This is a genomic window from Desulfovibrio desulfuricans, assembly GCF_004801255.1.
Lineage (GTDB): Bacteria > Desulfobacterota > Desulfovibrionia > Desulfovibrionales > Desulfovibrionaceae > Desulfovibrio > Desulfovibrio desulfuricans_C.
Genome location: NZ_CP036295.1, coordinates 3,229,565 through 3,251,440, shown reverse-complemented (window position 1 = coordinate 3,251,440; position 21,876 = coordinate 3,229,565). Strand labels below are relative to the sequence as shown.

Here is a 21,876-nt window from a genome sequence, read left to right as displayed (position 1 = left end):
TAAAGCTTAAAATGAGACAAGTGCCGCAAGCCGCAGGGTGTGACCCGGCATAAAACGCCGGTCAGAAAAGTTGCATTTGGCGGTCAGGGATGCTCCGCTGCCTCACTCGTCGGCATAGGCGCTCTAATGAGCCGCATTACCTGTGAAAAATTGTGAAAAACCTGCACGCGCAAGTCTGCTTGCTGGACAAGGAACAGCGCGGCAGGTATATGTTTGGCATGTCTTTGCAGATAAAAAAACTATGTCTGGTCGGTGCGGTCCTTGTTTTGCTTTTTGCGGGTTTGTTTGCCTGGCACAAGGGGCTGCTGCCGCCGTTTGGAGAGCGGCAGACCGACGCAACGTCCCAGACAAGCTCCGAAGCTTCGACCGCAGGCGACGCCAGCGGCACGGTTGCTGGTTCCGCGAACCCTGCCGCGCAGTCGGGCGCAAATGGCGACAGCGCCGCACCGTCAGCCTCTGCAAACCCGTCTGCGGAGGGAGCGGAAGCCTCCGGCGCAACTGCCCAGGATGAGGAAGGCGCCGCCCCAGGCGAAGAAGTGGTCAGGGGCACTGTGGAAAAAGGCGACACCGTCACCAAAATTCTTGCTGGCGCGGACAGCCAGACAGTGCAGGATTACATAACCGCTGCCCGCCGGGTTTTTTCCATGCGCGCTTTTCGCGACGGTCAACCCTATGTGGTGGTTACCGAGGCGGCCACGGGCAAGGTAAAACGTTTTGAATACGAGATAGACAGCCGCCGCAGGCTGGTGGTCGAGGGCACGGAGCAGCCGGTGGCCCGGGTAGAGGCCATCGAGTATATTACCCTGCTCAGCAGCGTGAGCGCCGCCATCGACGACAATCTGTTTCAGGCTGTGGCCGACGCCGGTGAAAATCCGCAGCTGGCCCTGCGGCTGGCGGAGCTGTTTGGCTCGGAGATCAACTTTATCCGCGATCTGCAGGAAGGCGACTCTTTTTCGGTACTGGTCGAAAAGCGCTACCGCGATGGCGAATACAAGGGCTATGGGCGCATCATAGCGGCGCACTTTACCAACAAGGGCAAGATGTTTGAGGCCTATCTGTTCCGCGAGGGCAACAGGGCCGCCAGTTATTACAACCGCAAGGGCGAAAATGTCCGCAAGTCGCTGCTTCAGGCTCCCCTGGCGTTTACGCGCGTGACCTCGCGCTTTACAAACAGCAGGCTGCACCCCATATTGGGCTATAGCAGGCCGCATGAAGGCGTGGATTACGCCGCCCCCACAGGTACGCCGGTCAAGGCCGTAGGCGAGGGCGTGGTGACGGAGCGCGGCTGGTCCGGGGGGTACGGCAACCAGATTATCGTGCGCCATGGCGGGGGTCTTGAATCGTTGTATTCGCACCTCTCTGGTTACGCCAGAGGGCTTAAAAACGGCCAGAAGGTACGTCAGGGGCAGGTCATTGGTTTTGTGGGCATGACAGGCCTGGCCACGGGGCCGCATCTGGATTTCAGGTTGCGTCAGGGCGGCAGGTTTATCAACCCGGCCAAGGCCATCAACCCGCGGGGCGAGCCGGTCAGCAGAGGCGCCATGCCCGCCTTTGAAAAGGTTATGGCGCAGGAGCTGGCTCTGCTCAAGGGCGAGCAGGCGTTTTCCGAATATACTGTGGACAGCATCGTGCCCGATCAGATGGAGCAACCGCAGCAGGAAAAAACCCCGGAGCCAGCAAAAAAAGCCGAAAAACATAAAAGGAAGCACAAAAACTGACGTGGTTACCAGAGCGGTGTATTTTTTGTCTGGTTTAACGCCAGGCAGAGTGCATAATGGCAGTATTTTTCGTGCAGGAGGCGTATCATGACCTATTATGAGCCTGGGTCCGGTCTGACTCTTGTGGTGATTCCCGGCATGCCCGATAACCCCGGCTTTATTACGTATTATCCTTCCATTCTTGATGACAGCACGGCTTCCGCCGACGCCCTGCTGCAGGAGGATAGCGCCAAGTCGTTCATGCAGACCCAGTGGCGGCTCTCGGCCGAAAACCTGCTGGGCATGAGCGCCATTGCAAGCGGCTGGGCGTAGGCAGGCCGCAGGGTTTCATGTAAAGCGCAAGTGGCCGAAGACAGCCTGTTTTGGGGCTTAAGCGGTTGCATTGTGGAGCACGAAAAGATACACAAATTCTTATGTCACCGCGCCGCTTGCTTTTTCTTACCCCCGCTCCGGCTGTTACTGCCGTCTTTCCTGCGTTGCGCAACGCGGGTTTTGAGCTTGGCATTGCAGAAAATCTTAAGGGCGCGTCCGTATTTATAAAAAAATCCGGCCCTGATGTTATTTTTTCGCGTCCATCATTACCCGGTTTTCGGGTTGAAGACCTGCTTGCCGTGGGCGCGGAAGACCCCAATTTTCCTCCCGTCATAGTTATCACAGACAAAGGCAGCGCTGAAGAAGCAGAAAAGTTGCTGAGCCTTGGGGCGCGCGACTACTGGCTTGAACCCCTTGATGTGGAGCGCATTGCCGCCGTAGCCGGGCAAAAACGCAAGGCTGCGGCTGTACCTGCGGTTTCTACCCTTGGGGGCCACAAACCCCGCCCTGGCGAAGGCACGGGCCCGCGCATAGTGGGCGAGCACCCGGCCATAGCTCGCGTGCTGCAGCTGGCGCGACAGGTTGCCGGTTCGCGCGCTACGGTGCTGATTACCGGCGAGTCGGGCACAGGCAAAGAAATGTTTGCCCGCTATCTGCACGCCATGAGCAAACGCGCCGACCAGCCCTTTGTGGCCGTCAACTGCGCCGCCCTGCCCGAGCATCTGCTTGAGAGCGAACTTTTTGGGCACGAAAAAGGCGCTTTTACCGGAGCCATAGCCCGCAAGCCCGGCAAGTTTGAGCTGGCCGACGGCGGCACCCTGCTGCTGGACGAAATTTCTGAAATGGACATGGCCCTGCAGGCCAAACTGCTGCGCGTGCTGCAGGAAGGTGAGATAGACCGCGTGGGCGGCACGGAAACCATCAAGGTCGACGTGCGCGTGCTTGCCACCACCAACCGCGATCTTGAGGGTTGGGTCAAGCAGGGCAAGTTTCGGCAGGATCTGTACTTCAGGCTTAATGTCATCCCCTTGCGGCTGCCCTCGCTGCGCGAGCGCGGCGACGACGTGCTGCAGTTGGCCAAATTTTTTATGGGCATGTATACGCGCGAGTATCAGCTGCCCGCTGCGCCGCTTTCTGACAGCGCCGTGGCCTGGCTGCAGCAGTACGACTTTCCCGGCAACGTGCGCGAGCTGCAAAATCTGATGGAACGAGCCGTGCTGCTGGCCAACGGCAGACCGGTGGAACCCTGCCACTTTTTGCTTGAAAATGACGACTGGCCGCTGTTTGAAGAAGATGCCGCCCCGGCGTGCGCCCAGCAGGAAGGCGAAGACAAGCCGCCAGCCGCGCCAGCGGCAGCCGCTCAGACCGCCGAAGCGCCCCGCCCCCCCGACGCTGCGGCAGCTCCTGCCGCGCAGGTTGTGGATAGCCGCATGCAGGGCCCCGTCATTCCCCTGCACGAGATGGAACGCATCATGATTCTCAAAGGGCTGGAGGTTACCTCCGGCAACCGCACGCAGGCTGCGGATCTGCTGGGCATATCCGTGCGCACCCTACGCAACAAGCTTAATGAATACCGCGCTGCGGGGCATCCCATAGACTGATTTATGCATCTCTGCGCCAGCCTCGCCCAGATTGGCAAACAAAAACGCCCGCATGCTGCGGGCGTTTTTGTTTGGCGTACCGCGCAAGCGCCGTCTAGCTGTGGATGTCGCAGCAGGTTTTGGACAGCTTGTCGTACAGCCAGGTCATGTCCATGGAGCCGTTCTGGCCGATGGAGCGCAGTTTTTTAAGACCTGCGTCGGTTATTTTTTGGGCCTGTTCGGCTACGCAGGGGGCCTCCTGCCGCCGGATGGCCACAATGCCGTCGGCGTCGGCCGCGATGAGGTCGCCAGGGTGAACAACGACGTTGCCCATGCTAATGGGCACGTTGATTTCGCCGCAGGCGTCCTTGTATGGCCCGTTGGGCGACACTGCCCGCGCATAGACGGGAAAGTCCAGTTGCCGCAGGGCTTCGGCGTCGCGCACCGCGCCGTCGACGACAAAGCCCGCAAGCCCCCGCGCCTTGGCCAGATTTGCCACAATTTCGCCGGCCACGGCCCTTTCGGTGTATCCGGCGCAGGAGACTACAAGCACGTCGCCCGGTCTGGCGTTGTCCACCGCGTAGTACAGCAGCAGGTTTTCACTGGCGGGCAGGTTTACGGTATAGGCTGTACCAAGCATGCGGCTCGCGCCCAGGGGTTTGAGGGCCGACGGCAGGGCGGCGTTGCGGCCAAGGGCGTCGCAGATGTCGGCAACCGCAAGGGTTGAATACTGGTTTATTATTTCCGCAGGCAGGCGTTCAAACTGGCAGTTGATGGCGTAACGCATGGGCAGTGTCCGTGGCGCGGGGCGCGGTATGGCATTGCGCCTGCCCTCCCGGCAATGGGGAGAGCAGGCGCGCTACAGGGGGTGGAGGAGATTATTTGCAGGGCTGGGTTTCAACCATGGCTTCGGTCAGGTCGTTGCGGGCGTCGGCATTGTTGAGGGCGTGGTCAATATCTATTTCGCCCCGCAGCACGCTGTTGGCACGCTCAAGATCGACGGCTTTTTCCCAGCGGCCAATGGCCACCGTGGCAACGCAGTTGCCGATAAGGTTAACCACCGCGCGCATTTCGTTGAGTATGCGGTCAATGCCGATAACCAGGGTCATGCCCACCACGGGGATAATGTTGGTGGCGGAAAGCGTGGCCGCAAGAGCGATGAGGGCCGCGCCCGCAACGCCGGCCCCGCCCTTTGAAGTGAGCAGCAGGATAAGCATGAGGGTGAGCTGGTGAGTTGTGTCGAGGTGAATATCCATGGCCTGGGCAATAAACGAGGCCGCCATGGTCAGGTAAATGGCCGCGCCGTCGAGATTGAACGAATAACCCGTGGGAAATACAAGACCAACCACTGATTTCTGGATGCCAAGAGCTTCCATTTTTTCCATGCTGCGGGGCAGCACGGCCTCTGTGCTGGCTGTGCCCAGGGTGATGAAGATTTCTTCCTTCATATAGCAGATGAGCTGCCACAGGTTGATGCCCGATACCTTGCAGATCAGGCCGAGCACCACGATAACAAACAGGGCGCTGGTGGTGTACAGGCAGAGCACAAGCTTGCCCAGCGAGGCCAGAGCGCCGATGCCGTACTTGCCGATGGTAAAGGTAATGGCGCCAAACGCGCCCACCGGCGCAAGCTTCATGATCAGATTGACCACGCCCAGCAGGGCGTTGCCGAAGCGCTCAAGCGTGCCAAGGATGGCATCCTTGGGTTTGCCGCTCATGTGCGAAAGGCTCATGCCAAACAGCACGGAAAACAGCAGCACCTGCAGCAGGTTGCCGTCGGCAAAAGCGCCAATGACGCTGTGCGGAATGATGCCCATGACAAAGTCCATGGTGGTCTGCGCCTTGGCGTGGGCAAGCTTGCCCAGAGAGGATGCGTCCATGGTTGCTGGGTCGGCGTGGATACCTGCGCCAGGTTGCACAAAGTGCACGACAACCAAACCGATAAAAAGGGCAATCGTTGTGACAACTTCAAAATAAAGCAGGGTCTTACCGCCAACCCTACCCACAGCCTTAAGGCTGTCCATGCGAGCTATACCGACAACAACCGTACAAAAAATAACCGGTGTAATGATCATCTTTATAAGGTTGATAAATGCATCGCCGAGCGGTTTTAACTTTACAGCAACATCTGGTGAGATAAAACCAAATGCTATACCGAGTGCAATGCCGACAAGAACTTTAAAATATAGCGATGAAAAGATTTTTTTAGACATATATTTGCCTCACAAGGATATTTTTATCCGTTTTTGTTTAAACATACTCTTTTTACATTATTTTTGTGAAATTTGTACTTTACTTGCCTCCAAAAAAGGTCAGCCCTAAAAACTGGTCGACCTTTTTTGCGTGTACCCTGTCCGGAGGATGCAACCCCGCCGCAGCCGCCAGCTGGCGGAACGGTTACGGGTATGCGCAGCCCAGTGCGGGTTATGCTTCTGGTGTGTAAAAGAATGTTGAATTTGCATAGGTGATCACGGCTGTCTCGGCATGAGGATTCATGCCAAACCAGGCATCCAGCGTTTGCTGGGCGTCACCCTTGCGCAGCAGGCAGCGGCTGGTGTCGCGTTCAGAAAGTTCCGTGTGCAGCACCAGTTCGTGCGCGACCGCCACCCGGCCAAAAAGAAAAGCCTTGTGCGCGCCCATTTTGAATTCGTGTTGCGTAAAGTCCTTGAGCAGGTCCTGCTGGCTGGTAAAGCGGCTGACGTAATCCTCGTACACATCGTCGCCGATGCCCTGGGAGCATTCGGCAACCAGCAGAATCTTGCCCTGGGGCGCGGCGCAGTGGCGGGCGGCATCCAGAGCTTTTTGGGCCTGATACAGGCAGATGTCCTTGGGCAGCCCGCCGCACGAGGCAATAACAACGTCGTACTTTTTGTGCAGCCTGTGGCCGTAGAGGGCGCGGGTTTCTTGGGCGGCACGCCGCAAGACAAGCTGGGGATCGCCGACAAAGAGCGCGGCAATTTTTTTTTCGGCAGTAAGGGCCACATTGATGGCAATGTTGACCCCTGCAATAACGCCAGATTCGTTAAGGTCCTCGCGTACGGGGTTGCCTTCAAGGTTGCCCGCAAAGGCCTGCGCATGGCTGAGCAGGCTGTGGTTGTGGGCGATCATGGCGGCGGATGCGCAGCCTACCACCACGCCCTTGGCGCCGCCGGTAAACCCGGCAAACTGATGCGCGTCGACCATGCCCATGACTATTTTGAGTTCCGCGCAGGCATAGGCCGCGTTGATTTCAACGGGCGTTCCCCTGCTGGTCACGCCCATACGGCAAATGGGCGAATTGCGGGCATCGTGGCTGACCACGGTGCAGCCGTGCAGGTCGGCGGGCAATACGCGGTCAAGCTGGGCCTGATCCGGTGGTTCGTGCAGACCACCGCCAACGACAATGGTTATCCTGCGGTGATCAAGCTTGGGAAAGGCGGCAAATATTCGTTCAAGCAAAGGCGGCAGCAGATCCCTGACGGGGAACGGGCGCGTTTCGTCTGGTACGGCTATGGCCACGGATGCCGGTTGCGGCAACGCAGAGAGCGGCGGATGCCCCAGGGGAGAATCCAGTGCTGCTTCAAAAGCCTCAAGCGGAGCTTCCAGAGGCAAAACAGTAATGGGTTCAATGACATCTGTAGGACAGGTATCGGGTATTGCAAGCGAGAGCTTCTGATGCCCGTATTTTACTGAATACAGCATTTATGTATACTCCACCTGGTGCTGTTGGCCGCCCGTGAGGCTGCCATGACCTCTGGGTCCCGGCTGAGGGAAGCCGGGACCCGATGGCCAATGATTAATGACCAGCTCGCAGCATTGCGTCGTCTTCCGCATCCCCGCCATCGTCGGCATACGCTTCGCCCAGGTCCATGGGCTCAAGCTTGGGTATGACGAACATGACAGTGCAGGCGGCCAGCAGCACCATGCCGCCGGCAGTGATGAGCGCCTTGCTGAACGAACCGGTTACATGCAGGATGGCGCCCGTAATCAGGGGCGCGCAAATACCGGCCAGGGCCCCGGCGGCGTTCATGACGCCCGCGATGCGGCCAGCGAATTTTCTGGGCGCGAGTTCGGTGCAAATGGTCCAGAGCATGGTTGTGCCCGCCGATTCGCAAGCCACTGCAACTATCAGCAATGAGATGCAGATGGTAAAAGACTTGGTGAAACCAACGCCGATAACCAGCGAAGCCATGAGCATCATCACTACGATGCAGCCCTTGCGTGCGGCGGTTATAGAAACGCCCCGGCGAATGAGATAATCTGAAAACATGCCGATGAGCGGCTGGCTGGCAAAACCGCAGAGCCACATGACGGAGTCGTAGGTGCCCATCTGCATGGTGGTGAAGCCGTGCTCAATAATCAGGTAGCCCGGCAGCCACGTCACAAAAAAGTACAGCAGATAATCCTGAAAGAATTTTGCCAGCAAAAGGCCGTACATGCCGCGCTGGCGCAGCAGCCGGCCCCAGGGCACTTTTTGCGCGGGGCCCTTTTTTTGCGCTTCGGATTTGCTTTCCTTGTACGAAAAAAACCACATGGCAACCCACACAAGGCTGGCAATACCTGTGGTGATAAAGGCAAAGCGCCAGCCCCAGTGCGTGAGCAAAAAGGCCATCATGAGCGGGCATACGGCAAAACCCATGCGCAGACCGGCGGTGTATATGCCCGTAACAACGCCGCGCTGTTCAGAGGGAAAGCTGTTGTTCACAACTTTTGCATTGACGGGAAAACTGGCGGATTCGCCTGCGCCAACGCCAATACGGGCGATGATGAGGTGGATTTTATCGTGGGCAAGCCCCGTCAGTGCTGAAAAAACCGACCAGATAAAGGCCGCCCAGCCCATGACGCGCTTTGCGCCAAATTTGTCCGCCCAGCTGCCGGCAAAGATGTTGCAGATAAGGTAGGGCCAGAAAAAGGATGAGAGCACCACGCCCATTTCGGTAGGGGTCATGCCCAGTTCTTTAATAAGTGTGGGAGCGCTGATCGAAAGGCTTGCCCGGTCAAAGGCATTGATAAGGGTGCCGCTGAACAGCAAAAAGACGATCCACGCTCTGTAGCGAGTTGAGGAATATTGTTCCATAAACAACTCCTTGCACAGCCGTAATTCATCAAGAAATAGCGTGCATTAATATCTCATACTGTAGTGCTTCTATTGGCCTGCCGCAGATGCATTGCACCGTGCGGCAGGCCTTTTTTTTGTCTACGCGCTTTCGTACAGGCGGGTCATGATAAATTCTCTGTGACCCAGCACTTCAGCAGAGGTATTGCGACCATTGCAGGTGCGGAACAACATTTCAAGCAGCTTGTCGCCAGCGGCGTCAAGGTTCATTTCACGGCGCAGTATGCCTGAAACGTCCACGTCGATGTGTTCGCTCATGGTGCGGATGGTGCGGGGGTTGGCCGACAGCTTGATCACCGGCAGGATGGGGTTGCCGATGATGTTGCCCTGACCAGTGGGGAAGAAGTGGGCCACAAAGCCGGAGGCGGCGCAAAGCGTGACCATTTCGGCTGCAGCGGACGAAGAGTCCATAAACCACAGGCCGGGGCCGGTGGGCATTTCGGCCTTGTCGAGGCAGCCGATCACGGGAGCCTTGCGGCCAATTTTCTGGATGTTGCCCAGGGCTTTTTCTTCGATGGTGGTCAGGCCGCCTTCGATGTTGCCCTTGGTGGGCTGGGAATCGCTGAGGTCGTTGGTTTTGTGGTCGTCCACAACCTTGGCGTAGCGGTCAAAGAAGAACTTGAACTTGGCACGCACGTCGGGGGTGGCGCAACGCTCCATAACCAGGTGCTCGCCGCCGGTGATTTCGGTGGTTTCACCAAACAGGGTGGTGGCGCCGTTTTCCCACAGCTTGTCAAAAGCGTTGCCAACGGTGGGGTTGGCCGCGATGCCGGAGGTGGTGTCGGACTCGCCGCACTTGGTGGAGACCCACAGCTCGTTGACCTTGCATTCGGTGCGCTGCAGCTCGGTGGCAAAGTGCACGAATTCCTTGGCCTTGCGCGAAGCGGAGCAGATGGTCTCAAGGTCGCCGTGCTGTTCGATGGCAAAGCCTTCCACGGGTTTGCCGGTTTTGGCAATGCCGTCGACGACGCGCTTGGTCCACTGGGGTTCGATACCGATAACGATAACGGCGGCAACGTTGGGGTTGGAGCCCACGCCGATCAGCGTGCGAAAATGCAGGTCAAGGTCATCGCCAAACTGCAGGCGGCCATAGGCGTGCGGCAGGGCCAGGGTGCCCTTGACGTTGTTGCCCACTGCTTCGCAGGCGGCGTTGGACAGGTCGTCCAGGGGCAGGATAACAACATGGTTGCGGATACCTACGCGGCCATTTTCGCGGCGATAGCCCATAAAAGTCTTTTGCATAGGATTACCACCTCTTGGTTTTGACGTTCTGGACATGCAGGTGTTCGCCGCGCTTGATGGGCTGCACAACCTTGCCGATGTCGGTGCCGTACTTGATGACGGTGTCGCCCACAGCCAGATCCTTGAGGGCAATTTTGTGGCCGATCGGGATATCGCTCAGGGTTTCAAATTCAATGCTCTGGTTGCCGTCCATAACCCAGCCATTGAGCTTATCGCCTTTCTTGACGCCTTCGACAACGACCACACCGACGCAATCGCCGGGTTCGTGAACCACAAAGTGGGTTACCATACAGCTCTCCTTGACTAACAATGGTATAGAAATGTGTTTAGGCAAAAAACTTAATGGCATTGAGAGCAAAATAAGAATCACGCCCGCAAAAATTTGATAGTTTACCTGTGGTATATTTGTTTACCGCATGTAAATACCAGTCTTTTTTTTGCCATTAAGTCTTGCTGAGAGGGATATAGCAATACGTGTGCCAATTTTAGCGAGCCGAATTATGCGGCGGGAAATATGGATTTTTTTCACAATCTTGATTGAACGCTCAACTAATGGCTTGATATTTAGGCAGTAATGATGATATTTGGGCACAAAATTACCCAAATATTGGCGGTCACCATGGAATACAAAATTACAGCCGAAGGTCTCAACACGCCCTCCCTCACTGTTGGGCAGGTAGTTCACCATCTGGCGCGCATTGTGGCAGGAAAGATCGACAGAAACGCGTTTTTTCAGCTGCTCTCAAAACAGCTTCGTGTGTTGTTTCACTATGACCGCTTCTGCATCAACCTGTATGACTCCGAGCGCGAGTTTCTCAACCTGTTTACGGCGGCTGACGGAACCGTTGTGGAGTCGCTTTCCAACACCCGCATAGCCCGCAACACCGTTGCCGACCTGGCCATCTCCTCGCGCAAGCCGGTGGTTATCAACGATCTTTCTTCGTACAATCTGGGCGACGGGCCCATACCGCTGTCTTCGGTGGGGCTCAACGCCACCATTGCCGTGCCGCTGATCATCAACCGCGAGGTTATCGGCACGCTGCACGTTTCGTTTGTCAAACAGCCAGACAACATAGTTGAAATTCTCAATTTTTTAATTGAGCTTACGCCCGTGCTGACCACGTTTCTGTTTGCCGTGCTGGCTGAGGAGCGCATGGCAAAAAGCAGGCCCGTGCCGGACCGTACGGACAAGATGATTGACGATTCAAGCACCATTCTGCTTGAGACCAAGCTGCTTGAAACGCCGCCCATGACCCGCATAATGGCGGTTGCGCGCAAGGTTTCAAAGCTGAACATCCCTGTGCTTATCACGGGCGAAACCGGCACGGGCAAAAGCATGCTGGCCCGGTGGCTGCACCGGCACAGCCCCCGCCGCGACGAAAACTTCGTCAAGGTCAACTGCCCTTCCATCGCTCCCACCCTGTTTGAAAGCGAAATGTTCGGCTACGCCAAGGGGGCCTTTACGGGCGCTACGGCCAAGCGCATAGGGCGTATTGAGCTGGCGCAGCACGGCACGCTGTTTCTGGACGAAATTGGCGAGCTGGCCCCCGAGATGCAGAGCAAGCTCTTGCTGGTTATGGAAGAAAATTCGTTTGAGCGTGTGGGCGAGGCAGAGTCTGTGGGGGTGGACATCCGCGTCATATCGGCTACCAATATTGATCTTGCCCAGGCCATGGCCCAGGGGCGGTTGCGGCGCGACCTCTATTACCGCCTGGGCTCGGTAGTTGTGCGCATGCCCTCGCTGCGCGAGCGCAAAAATGATATTCCCCTGTTTGTCGACCATTTTATCCACCAGTTTGCCAAAACGTACGAGATCCGCCCTCCCCGCCTGAGCCGCACTGTGGTGCAGGCCCTTTCCGGGCATTCATGGCCCGGCAATATCCGCGAACTGCGCAATGTGGTAAGCCGTATCTTGCTGCATTCGCTCGACTCTGCCGTAACGGAAGACTTTGTCGTGGAGACCCTGCACCTCTGGTCGCCCGAAAACGACGACGCCCCTCAGCCAGCCTTGGCCGCCGGCGGGGCCGCGCCTGCCGCCGTTGATGCCGTCGCGGCAAAGCCTGCCGACTGGGCAACCGCCCGCATCTCCACCCTTGAAGAAAACGAACGCGAGCACATAACGCGCGCCCTGCAACGCGCGGGCGGGCGTATTTCCGGCCCGCGCGGGGCCGCCGCCCTGCTGGGGGTGCCGCGCTCAACGCTGCAGCACAGAATGCGCAAACTTGGTATAGGCGGCCAGGGCTAACCGCGCCCGCGCACATGCAGGGCCCATACGCAGGTATTTTCCCGCGTGGCGTTCCTGTTGTTGAGTTTCCTGCCGTTTACGCATATGATGCCTCCTTATCTTTTGGAAATACCGCATCTCGGAGTAAGCATGCTTGAGTATATCCGTTCAAATTCACAGTCTCTCGGCGTCAAGCTGGCCTTTGGCCTGATTATTCTCGTCTTCATTTTCTGGGGCGTGGGCAGCATGAAGGATAGCGGCACGGGCAACCTCGTGGCCGTGGTCAACGGCGACCCCATCACCGCACGGGATTTTGAAATGGCCTACCGCAACGCGGAAGAATCCGTGATGCGCAACAACCCCGGCGTCTCGCGCGACCTGGTCCGTCAGGGCCTGGGGCGTCAGGTGCTGCGCGACCTCGTGAGCCAGACCCTGCTGCGGCAGGAGGCGGCCCGCACGGGCATTACGGTGACTCCCCTCGAGCTGCGCATGGCTGTGGGGCAGATCCCCGCTTTCCAGAACGCCAAGGGGCAGTTTGACCCCGAATCATACAAGCGCGTGCTGCAGATGCAGCGCATCACGCCTGCCCAGTACGAGCACGACATGGGCGAAGACCTGCTGCGGCAAAAGCTTTTTGCCCTGGTCACCGCAGCCGCCTGGCACGACCCCGCTGAAGCCCAGAACCGCTACAACTTTTTGCGCGAGCAGCGCGTGCCCGACTACATCTTTGTTCCCGCCGCCGACTTCATGGCCGGGGCCAAGCCCACTGATGCGGAGGTGGCCGCCTACTACGACAGCCACAAGGGCGAGTTTGCCATTCCGCCCAAGGTGGACGTGGCCTATATCCGTATTTCGCCAGAAAACCTGATCAAGCCCGAATCCGTCAGCGAGGCCGACGCCCGCAAGTGGTACGATGCCAACGCCTCCCGGTTTAACCAGCAGGAAGAAGTCAAGGCGGCCCACATCCTCGTGCCTCTGGCCGAGGATGCCTCCGAGGCCGATGTCAAAAAAGCTCAGGAAACCGTGGCAGCCATCCAGGCCGAGCTCAAAAGCGGCAAAAGTTTTGCCGATGTAGCCAACGCCCACAACGGCCCCAATGCCGCCGGCCCCGGCGGCGAGCTTGGCTGGATCAAGCGCGGCTCCACGGTCAAGCCTTTTGAAGACGCCGCCTTTGCCCTTGATGCGGGCAAGGTCTCCGCGCCGGTGCGCAGCCAGTTTGGCCTGCATATCATCAAAGTTGAAGAAAAGAAGGGCGGCGGCACGCAGCCTTTTGCCGCCGTGGCCGCCGAAGTGCGCAAGGCCATGGCCAAGGAGCAGGGCGCTGACAAGCTGCGCGATGTTCTTGACAACCTTATTGAAGACAACATCCTCGGCAAACCCCTCGAAAAGAGCGCCCAGGCCCTTGGCCTGGAGGCGCAGCAGACGGGCCTTGCCTCTGCACATGACCTGCAGCAAAAGATGGGCATTACGGCTGAATCGGCCGCCGTGCTTGAAAAAACTCCGGCCAATTCGCCGGTGGACCGCGCGCTGGAAGCTGGCGACGCCTACGTGGTTGCCCGCGTGCTTAATGCCCAGCCCGCCTCCAGCGAACCGCTTGAAGCTGTTAAAGAAAAAATCACCACCCGTCTGCAGGGCGAAAAAGCCCTGACCGAAGCCATGCGCGCGGCGACCGAGCGCCGCAAGGGCCTTGTGGACGGAGCCATCAACCCCACGCTCAAAACGGGCATGAACATCAAGACTGCCAAGCCCATGGACCGCAGTGGAACACTGGCGGACTTCGGCCCGGATCCGGAGCTTGCAGCCGCCGTGTTCAGCGTCAAGATCGGCCAGTGGCTGCCCGCCGCCTTTGCGGTCAGCAGCCCCAAGGACGGACAGGGCGCGGTGCTTGTGCACGTGGGCGCGGTGCAGCCCTCCGACCCTGCCGAGTGGGACATGGTCAAGGATATCATGGCCAACGCCGTGGAGCGCGAGCGCGTGCAGGGGCTGTACGAAACCTTTATGCAGCGCCTGCTTTCGACCGCCAAGGTCGAAGTGCACAATATGGACATCGTAGACAGAAAAAACATGTAGCCCGCACGGCGTAAAACCCCGCCCGCAGGCCGCAGACAAGACAGCCGCAGTATGGACCGGAACCGCGTACGCGGTTCCGGCCTTGTGTATTTCCCCCACATTCCCTTTCCGTTCTGACGGCCGGGATGTTTACAAAACGACATACCTACCTATATTTCATAGATCGACCAGCTGGTCTGTGACCGGGCTTTGCCCGGCGATGAAAGGAGGCACTTTATGTGCGGCATTATCGGTTATGCAGGTCACAGACCTGCGGTTCCCGTTGTGGTTGAAGGCCTGCGCCGTCTCGAATACCGCGGATACGACTCTGCCGGCGTTGCCTTTGCCCGTCAGGGCAGCCTGCATGTGGTGCGCGCCACCGGCAAGCTGGCCGCGCTGGAAGAAAAGCTCGCCCACGAAGAAGGCATCGCCACGCCCACCAGCGCCATGGGGCACACCCGCTGGGCCACCCACGGCGTGCCCGCCGAGCGCAACGCCCATCCTCACCGTTCCAACGACGGCGCTCTTGCCATTGTGCATAACGGCATCATTGAAAATTATCAGGAAATAAAGGCCGACCTCGCGGCCAAAGGCTATACCTTCAGCTCCGAGACCGACACCGAAGTGCTGGTGAACCTTGTTTCCGAGCGTCGCAAGACCGAGCCCGACCTGCTGCACGCCTTTGCCGCAGCCCTGCGCGAGGCCCACGGCGCGTATGCCGTCTGCCTTATGGACAAGGACGAGCCAGGCGTGATCTATGCCGCGCGCATGTCGGCTCCGCTCATTTTTGGTCAGGGCACTGGCGAAAATTTTGTGGCCTCCGACATTCCGGCCTTTCTGCCCTACACCCGGCAGGTGGTTTTTCTTGAAGACGGCGAGCTTGTGCGCGCCACGGCTTCAGAATACGCCATCATGCGCCTCAAGGACCTGAGCCCGGTGCATCACGAGCCGCAGACCATCCAGTGGGACATGCAGGCTGCGCAAAAGGGCGGCTACCGCCATTTTATGCTCAAGGAGATTTTTGAGCAGCCCCGCGTCGTCACAGACGGCCTCACCGGCCGGGTGGAAGGCGACCACGGCGACGTGCGCCTGGCGGAGCTGGACAGCCTGCCTGTGCCGCGCCGTCTGCACATTGTGGCCTGCGGCACGTCGTACCATTCGGGCATGTGGGGGCGGCATCTGCTGGAGCACTGGGCGCACGTGCCCGTGCAGGTGGAGATAGCCTCCGAGTTCCGCTACCGCGATTCGCTGCTGCTCGACAAGGAAGACATGGTGCTGGTCATCAGCCAGAGCGGCGAAACCGCCGACACGCTTGCCGCCCTGCGCATTGCCCGCGAGCGCGGCATCACCGTGCTTGGCCTGTGCAACGTGGTGGGCTCGTCCATTGCGCGCGACGCCTCGGCTGTGCTCTATACCCAGGCCGGGCCGGAGATAAGCGTGGCCTCCACCAAGGCCATGTGCAGCCAGATGCTCATGCTGGCGCTTATGGCCCTGTACTGGAGCAAACGCAACGGCACCCTGCCCGCCGACGAGCGCCGCAAGATCATTGCCATGCTCGAAAGCCTGCCAGCCCAGCTTGACGCCGCGCTGCCCGCCATGCACAAAAAAGCCCGTGAGCTTTCGCGCAAGTATTCGCAGGCCCGCAACTTTTTTTATCTTGGACGCGGCCACTGCTACCCGTTGGCCCTTGAGGGCGCGCTGAAACTCAAGGAACTTTCGTACATTCATGCCGAGGGCTATGCTGCTGGCGAGATGAAGCACGGCCCCATCGCCCTGATCGACCCCTCTTTTCCCACATTTGCGCTGGCGCTGGACGATGTGCTGCTGCCCAAGGTGAAGTCCAACATGGTCGAGGTGCAGGCCCGTCAGGGCAAGGTTATCGCCCTGACCAACGAGGGCTTTGACCTTGGGGCCGAGGATACCTGGGTTATCCCCAAGCTCCCCGCGCCGTTGGCCGGTTTTATGGCTCTGCCCGCGCTGCAGCTGTTCAGCTACGAAACCGCCGACTACCTCGGCAAGGACGTTGACCAGCCCCGCAACCTGGCCAAGAGCGTTACTGTGGAATAAGCCAGATCTTCAGGCCCGGTGGAAACGACTCCCCGCGTCAAGGTATGCGCATAGCGCCGCCATCGGCAGAGTTTTTCGCTGGGGCGGCGTTTTTTTTGCGGGCCAGAGGCCCATTAACAATGGGGTCGCTGCTATGACAACAGTTATGCACTTGCTTTGCGTGCTGGTTCTGCTGGCCGCCCCTGTCAGGGCAGACGCCCGACGGCAGCGGAACGTTGCATCTGCGCATGGCCAACCCCGATCATCCGGTAAAGGAATACAGCTTTGCGCTCAAAGACCTGTTTGACGGCAAGGTTGATCTTTCCCTCATCCAGTAACCGGCGCGTGAGGGGTTGGAAACCTGCCCGAAGGAAAAACCTGTCGGCAATGCGCGGTTGCGTTCATGCGGCCTCCCTGGGCGACAAAACACGGACGCCTGATCCCTGTGGCTTGCCTAGCCGAGCCAAATTGGGCATAATCTGTATCTGTAACCTTTCAGGCCTTTGCGGAGGCATACATGCAGCCCGAGATTCTGCTTTTCGACATAGGCAATACATCCATTAAAATTGGGTTGGGCAACGAGCGGCATGTGCTGACCTCGTACACTCTGCGCACCGACACCGCCCAGACGGCGGACAATTTTGGCCTTACGCTCCTTACGCTCTTGCAGCATGCGGGCGTTGTCGCCGCGCAGCTCAAGGCCTGCATTGTCTCGTCGGTTGCTCCGGGGTTTGACCCCCTGCTGCGAGAGGCTGTGGCCCGTTATGTGGGCTGTCCGCTGCAGCGCGTGGGCAAGGAGTTGCCCGTCCCGCTTGAAAACCGTTATGAACGGCCCGCCGAAGTGGGCGCAGACCGCCTGGTGGGCGCGTACGCGGCACGCCGTATGTATCCCGAAATACCCTCCCTGCTCGTGGTTGATTTTGGCACGGCTGTGACCATCGACTGCGTCAGCGGCGACGCCTACATGGGCGGCCTGATTTTTCCCGGGCCGCGTACGGCCCTGACCGCCCTCTCGCGCGAGGCCGCCAAGCTGCCCAGGGTAAACCTGGACGTGCGCGCCGACGAGCCCACGCCGGGGCGCAACACCACCACCAGCATCCAGCACGGCCTGGTTTTTGGCTTTGCCTGCATGGTCGAGGGGCTGACCCAGCGGCTCAGGCGGCAGATGTCCGGCCCGGTCAAGGTGCTTGGCACCGGGGGCTTTGCCTCCTCCATTGCAAGGGTAAGCCCTGTGTTTGATCAGGTACTGCCCATGCTGCTGCTTGAGGGCCTGCGCCGCTTGTACTATGAAGAGCGCGGCGCGGTTGAAGAAGAACGCGGCGCGGCTGATTAACAGGCCGGGCATTTTTACGTGCGCGTTAGCGTACAGTGCGTTTCGCGGCTGATGCGGCGCGGCGTGCTCCGTACATCACCCTGATGCCGACGCTGGAGAGCAGCTCTTTAGTCCGTCAGTATTTGCAGCCGTCGCTTTTGGCGCGGCAAGCATCTTTGCAAACAAGCCCGCCAGGGTAAAAGGAGTAGACAATGAGCAGCATTGCTTCTGTTTATGGCCGTGAGATTCTCGATTCGCGCGGCAACCCCACCGTTGAAGTGGAAGTGACGCTGGAATCCGGTCACAGCGCCCGTGCGGCGGTGCCTTCGGGAGCCTCCACGGGCAGCCGCGAAGCCCTGGAAATGCGTGATGGCGACAAAAGCCGTTTTGGCGGCAAGGGCGTGACCAAGGCCGTTGAAAACGTCAACGGCGAGATCGCCGAGGCCATTGTGGACATGGATGTGCTGCGTCAGGTGCAGATCGACAACACCCTTATCGATCTGGATGGCACGGACAACAAGTCCCGCCTTGGCGCCAACGCCATGCTGGGCGTTTCCATGGCCTGCGCGCGCGTGGCTTCCGAATTTCTGGGCCTGCCGCTGTACAAGTATCTTGGCGGCATCAACGCCAAGGTGCTGCCCGTGCCCATGATGAACATCATCAACGGCGGCGCGCACGCCCCCAACAACCTCGACATCCAGGAATTCATGATCATGCCCGTGGGGGCCATGACCTTCCGCGATTCGCTGCGCATCGGCGCGGAAATTTTCCATATGCTCCAGGCCATCCTCAAAAAGGACGGCCACGTGACCAGCGTGGGCGACGAGGGCGGTTTTGCCCCCAACCTCAAAAACCACGACGAAGCCTTTGGCTACATCATCAAGGCCATTGAAGAAGCGGGCTACAACCCCGGCGCGGAAGTGGCCCTGGCCATCGACGCCGCCGCCAGCGAATTTTACAAGGACGGCAAGTACGTTCTGGGCGGCGAAGGCAAGAGCTTTAACAATGCCGAGATGAGCGACTGGCTGGCCGAATTTACCCAGAAGTACCCCCTTATCTCCATCGAAGACGGCATGGCCGAAAGCGACTGGGACGGTTGGGGCATGCTTACCGCCGCTCTGGGCGATCACGTGCAGCTGGTGGGCGACGACGTATTTGTGACCAACCCCGGCATTCTGGCCGAGGGCATTGATCAGGGCGTGGCCAACTCCATCCTCATCAAGCTCAACCAGATCGGCACTGTCACGGAGACCCTGGACACCATCGAAATGGCCAAGGAAGCCTCGTACAGCACCGTTGTTTCGCACCGCTCGGGCGAAACGGAAGACAGCTTTATCGCCGATCTGGCTGTAGGCGTTAACGCCGGGCAGATCAAGACCGGCTCGCTCTGCCGTTCCGAACGCATGGCCAAGTACAACCAGCTGCTGCGCATTGAAGAAGAACTGGGCGACGACGCGGATTTCTTTGGCCCGATCATGGCCGAATATTATCTGCAGCTTGACGAAGAAGACTAATTCCACACGCCCGCAGGCTGGTTGTTGACCGGCCTGCGGGCCTTGACACCGCTGATCTCGTATGGACCTCCAACCCGCGTGCAACCGCAAATGGATGGGCGCGGGTTTACCAGCGACCGCCGCACCGGCCGGGAGCGGCGGTCGCCCTGTTTAGGGCGGCCATCATACTTTCGGAGCTCAACATGATTTTGATTGACGGCAAAAAAACCGCCGCCGACATCCGCGCGGAACTTGGCGCGGAAGTGGCCGCCGCCCGCGCCAGGGGGCAGCGCGCTCCGGGCCTGGCAGTTATTCTTGTGGGTGAAGACCCCGCCTCGCAGGTATATGTGCGCAACAAGGAGCGCGCCTGCGCCGAGGCCTGCATCGTGTCCTTTCCCCACCATCTGCCCGCCTCCACGAGCCAGCAGGACCTGCTGAAACTCATTGCCCAATGCAACGCCAACCCCGAGGTGGACGGCATTTTGCTGCAGTTGCCGCTGCCCAAGGGGCTGGATGCGCAGGAATGCCTGCTGGCCATTGATCCTGAAAAAGACGTGGACGGCTTTCATCCCGTGAGTGTGGGGCGGCTTTCGCTCGGCCTGCCGGGCTATGTTTCCTGTACGCCAGCCGGGGTCATGGAGCTGTTGCGACGCTACGACCTGCCCACCAGCGGCAAAAAAGCCGTGGTTGTGGGCCGTTCAAACATTGTGGGCAAGCCGCTGGCCATGCTGCTGGCCCGCTCCGGGCGCTTTGGCGACGCCACGGTCACCGTATGCCATTCGCGCACGCCCGACCTTGCCGAGCAGTGCCGCCAGGCTGATTTTCTGTTTCTGGCCATGGGCCGGCCCCGCTGCATCACGGGCGACATGGTGCGCGAGGGCGCTGTGGTCATCGATGTGGGCATCAACCGCACGCCCGAGGGCCTGTGCGGCGATGCCGACTTTGCCAGCGTGAGCCAGAAGGCCAGCGCCATTACGCCGGTGCCCGGCGGGGTGGGGCCCATGACCATTGCCATGCTGCTGAGCAATACCGTGCAGAGCTGGCGCAAGCACAGGGCCTGACCCTGCCCGCGGAGAAGCCCATGGAATTCAGAGAGGCCGTAAAAGTCTGCCTGACCCGTAACTACTGCCGGTTTAAAGGGCGGGCCAGCCGGTCTGAATTCTGGTGGTTCTGTCTTTTTTCCACTATCCTGAGTATTCTTGTGGCCGTGCTGGGGGCGCTTGCCCCGGCGCTGGCCTCCATAGTCAGTGCCGGGCAGGGGCTGTGGCTCCTGTTGCCGACGGTGGGGGTGACAACGCGCAGGTTGCACGACCGCGATTTTTCCGGCTGGTGGCAGGCCCTGCCGCTGTTGCTGGTGCTGCCGGGCATCGCGGGGGCGGCGCTTGACGCCACCTGGCTGTTGGCGTGCTCCGCCGCCGCAGCGGGCCTTGTCAGCCTGGCGCTGATGGTGCTGTACGCGCTCAAGGGCACGTGCGGCCCCAACCGTTTCGGCCCTGATCCTCTTGACGGAACTGCGGTCTGAGGGCCAACATATAAAGGTTGAGCCGCCCGTGGCGGCAACAGGCGAAAATCCGCGCCGCTGGCCCATTGCAGGCCAGCTTGCCAGACGTTTGGCTATAGCGTATGGCCCGGTCATCATCTGCCATTACTGAGAGGGCAAACTATGTATCGCAACGCGAAAAATGTCGGTTATTATATGATCGGTTCGGGCAGCCTCAGCCAGCTTGGCGATTTGCTTGGCGCACGTCGCGCCGCAGTAAAGGGCCCCGCCGTATTTTTTCTGGATCATTTTTTTGAAGGCAAGGATCTGATTGCCAAACTGCCTGTGGAAAGCAAGGACATGGTTGTCTACGTAGACTCCACCGACGAGCCCACCACGGACAGCATCGACGGCTATTCCGACAAGGTCAAGGCCTACCTTAACGGCGTCGTTCCTTGCGCTATGGTGGCCTTTGGCGGCGGCTGCGTGCTTGATACCTGCAAGTGCGTGGGCAACCTCCTGACCAACCCCGGCAAGGCTGAAAACTATCAGGGCTGGGAACTGGTCAAAAACCCCGCTCCCTATAAAATCGCCGTTCCCACGCTCTCCGGCACCGGTTCGGAAACCTCGCGCACGGGCATCATCTGCAACGAGGCCAAGAACATCAAGCTGGGCATGAACAGCGACTTTACCATGTTCGAGCAGGTGCTGCTCGACCCGGACCTGACCGCCAGCGTGCCGCGCAACCAGTATTTTTACACGGGTATCGACACCTACATGCACTGCTTTGAGAGCATCACCGGCTCTTACCGCAACGTGGTGGTCGATTCGCTGGCCGAAAAAGCCATCGACCTCAGCAAGCAGGTCTACCATTCCAGCGACATGATGAGCGACGAAAACCGCGAAAAGCTCATGATCGCCTCGTTTATGGGCGGCATGGCCGCCGGTTTCGTGGGCGTGGTGCATCCCCTGTCGGCCGGGCTCAGCATGGTGCTGCACATGCACCACGGCATTGCCAACTGCCACGCCATCACCGTGCTTGAAGACATTTACCCCAACGAATACAAAGACTTTATGTCCATGATCGAACGCCAGGGCATCGACCTGCCCAAGGGCATCTGCAAGGGCCTCACAGACGCGCAGTTCGACGCCCTGTACGAGGCCAGCATTGTGCACGAAAAGCCGCTCTCCAACCGTCTTGGACCGGATTTTAAAAAGATCCTCACCAAGGAAAACGTTATCGAGCGCTTCAAGCGCATGTAGCCGCGCACGGCGCAAGACGCGCTGCCGCAGGATGTGATAACCGCATATTGTGCGCCGTCGGG

At 59.3% G+C, this 21,876-nt stretch carries 17 protein-coding genes; 11 read left to right on the top strand and 6 right to left on the bottom strand.

All coding sequences use genetic code 11. From position 1 onward, the window contains the following. Nucleotides 1–152 precede the first annotated feature (152 nt). From DDIC_RS13735 to DDIC_RS13725, 3 genes are all read left to right on the top strand, one after another. Entirely contained in the window at nt 153–1,718 is a 1,566-nt protein-coding gene (locus tag DDIC_RS13735) for a M23 family metallopeptidase (RefSeq protein ID WP_348769731.1), read from the top strand. A gap of 87 nt (nt 1,719–1,805) precedes the next feature. Beyond that, nucleotides 1,806–2,030, top strand: a complete 225-nt coding sequence (locus DDIC_RS13730; RefSeq protein ID WP_136400958.1) for a hypothetical protein — start codon at nt 1,806–1,808, stop codon at nt 2,028–2,030. A 101-nt stretch (nt 2,031–2,131) separates the two neighbouring features. Continuing rightward, on the top strand, nt 2,132–3,631 hold the full coding sequence (locus DDIC_RS13725) for a sigma-54-dependent transcriptional regulator (protein WP_136400957.1): 1,500 nt from the start codon (nt 2,132–2,134) through the stop codon (nt 3,629–3,631). Nucleotides 3,632–3,725: 94 nt separating this feature from the next. Here the strand turns inward: DDIC_RS13725 and DDIC_RS13720 are convergent, their stop codons facing one another. From DDIC_RS13720 to DDIC_RS13695, 6 genes are all read right to left on the bottom strand, one after another. Beyond that, on the bottom strand, nt 3,726–4,397 hold the full coding sequence (locus DDIC_RS13720; protein WP_136400956.1) for an RraA family protein: 672 nt from the start codon (nt 4,395–4,397) through the stop codon (nt 3,726–3,728). Nucleotides 4,398–4,488: 91 nt separating this feature from the next. After that, nucleotides 4,489–5,823 (bottom strand): C4-dicarboxylate transporter DctA, encoded by a 1,335-nt coding sequence (dctA, locus tag DDIC_RS13715; protein ID WP_136400955.1) that lies wholly within the window; start codon nt 5,821–5,823, stop codon nt 4,489–4,491. Between the two features lie 211 nt (nt 5,824–6,034). Beyond that, nucleotides 6,035–7,291: a nickel-dependent lactate racemase gene (larA, locus tag DDIC_RS13710; protein ID WP_136400954.1), complete on the bottom strand. Its 1,257-nt coding sequence runs from the start codon at nt 7,289–7,291 to the stop codon at nt 6,035–6,037. A 94-nt stretch (nt 7,292–7,385) separates the two neighbouring features. Further along, a complete protein-coding gene (locus DDIC_RS13705; RefSeq protein ID WP_136400953.1) occupies nt 7,386–8,666 on the bottom strand; it encodes an MFS transporter in 1,281 nt (426 codons plus the stop codon). A gap of 120 nt (nt 8,667–8,786) precedes the next feature. Continuing rightward, entirely contained in the window at nt 8,787–9,947 is a 1,161-nt protein-coding gene (locus DDIC_RS13700) for a UxaA family hydrolase (protein WP_136400952.1), read from the bottom strand. A 4-nt stretch (nt 9,948–9,951) separates the two neighbouring features. After that, entirely contained in the window at nt 9,952–10,236 is a 285-nt protein-coding gene (locus DDIC_RS13695) for a UxaA family hydrolase (RefSeq protein WP_136400951.1), read from the bottom strand. Between the two features lie 330 nt (nt 10,237–10,566). Between DDIC_RS13695 and DDIC_RS13690 the strand changes: the two genes are divergently transcribed. From DDIC_RS13690 to DDIC_RS13655, 8 genes are all read left to right on the top strand, one after another. Beyond that, nucleotides 10,567–12,192, top strand: a complete 1,626-nt coding sequence (locus DDIC_RS13690; protein ID WP_136400950.1) for a sigma-54-dependent Fis family transcriptional regulator — start codon at nt 10,567–10,569, stop codon at nt 12,190–12,192. Between the two features lie 129 nt (nt 12,193–12,321). Next, nucleotides 12,322–14,241, top strand: a complete 1,920-nt coding sequence (locus DDIC_RS13685) for a SurA N-terminal domain-containing protein (RefSeq protein ID WP_136400949.1) — start codon at nt 12,322–12,324, stop codon at nt 14,239–14,241. Nucleotides 14,242–14,457: 216 nt separating this feature from the next. After that, complete coding sequence (gene glmS / locus DDIC_RS13680) at nt 14,458–16,287, top strand: glutamine--fructose-6-phosphate transaminase (isomerizing) (RefSeq protein WP_136400948.1); 1,830 nt, start codon at nt 14,458–14,460, stop codon at nt 16,285–16,287. A 496-nt stretch (nt 16,288–16,783) separates the two neighbouring features. After that, complete coding sequence (locus DDIC_RS13675) at nt 16,784–17,599, top strand: type III pantothenate kinase (RefSeq protein WP_136400947.1); 816 nt, start codon at nt 16,784–16,786, stop codon at nt 17,597–17,599. Between the two features lie 191 nt (nt 17,600–17,790). Then, entirely contained in the window at nt 17,791–19,092 is a 1,302-nt protein-coding gene (eno, locus tag DDIC_RS13670; RefSeq protein ID WP_136400946.1) for a phosphopyruvate hydratase, read from the top strand. A gap of 182 nt (nt 19,093–19,274) precedes the next feature. Next, nucleotides 19,275–20,132, top strand: coding sequence for a bifunctional methylenetetrahydrofolate dehydrogenase/methenyltetrahydrofolate cyclohydrolase FolD (gene folD / locus DDIC_RS13665; protein ID WP_136400945.1), 858 nt, complete (start codon nt 19,275–19,277; stop codon nt 20,130–20,132). A 20-nt stretch (nt 20,133–20,152) separates the two neighbouring features. After that, nucleotides 20,153–20,593, top strand: coding sequence for a DUF805 domain-containing protein (locus DDIC_RS13660; RefSeq protein ID WP_136400944.1), 441 nt, complete (start codon nt 20,153–20,155; stop codon nt 20,591–20,593). Between the two features lie 141 nt (nt 20,594–20,734). Further along, nucleotides 20,735–21,814, top strand: coding sequence for an iron-containing alcohol dehydrogenase family protein (locus tag DDIC_RS13655; protein ID WP_136400943.1), 1,080 nt, complete (start codon nt 20,735–20,737; stop codon nt 21,812–21,814). Nucleotides 21,815–21,876: the final 62 nt, after the last annotated feature.